The organism is uncultured Algibacter sp. (genome assembly GCF_947487605.1).
Taxonomy (GTDB): domain Bacteria; phylum Bacteroidota; class Bacteroidia; order Flavobacteriales; family Flavobacteriaceae; genus Algibacter_D.
Genome location: NZ_CANKXK010000066.1, coordinates 1 through 551 on the forward strand (window position 1 = coordinate 1; position 551 = coordinate 551).

Annotated in this window: 1 rRNA gene; it reads right to left on the minus strand. The window is 41.7% G+C overall.

The features are described 5' to 3' along the window. Positions 1 to 377: ribosomal RNA gene (locus Q0739_RS14975) — 16S ribosomal RNA — on the minus strand; the annotation flags it as partial. Positions 378 to 551 lie beyond the last annotated feature (174 nt).

Below are 551 nucleotides of genomic sequence, written 5' to 3' on the forward strand. Positions count from 1 at the left end.
CCTCCATTGTCCAATATTCCTCACTGCTGCCTCCCGTAGGAGTCTGGTCCGTGTCTCAGTACCAGTGTGGGGGATCCCCCTCTCAGGGCCCCTACCTATCGTTGCCATGGTAAGCCGTTACCTTACCATCTAGCTAATAGGACGCATACTCATCTTGTACCGTAACCTTTAATGTAAATATCATGCGAAATTTACATACTATGGGGTGTTAATCTTCATTTCTAAAGGCTATCCCCCAGTACAAGGTAGATTGTATACGCGTTACGCACCCGTGCGCCGGTCGTCATCTGGTGCAAGCACCAATGTTACCCCTCGACTTGCATGTGTTAGGCCTGCCGCTAGCGTTCATCCTGAGCCAGGATCAAACTCTTCATCGTTAATTTTTGTGTGTTACTATCATATATAAATACAATGCAACTACTTTTAACAACTAATTAGAATCTCTAGTACTCAAAATGGTCTATTCTCTTTGTTAAATTAAATCGTTTCCAATCTAATTTTTACGCTGTCAATTCAATATGTTTATGAACTTTTTTTGTCTTAACTTAAAG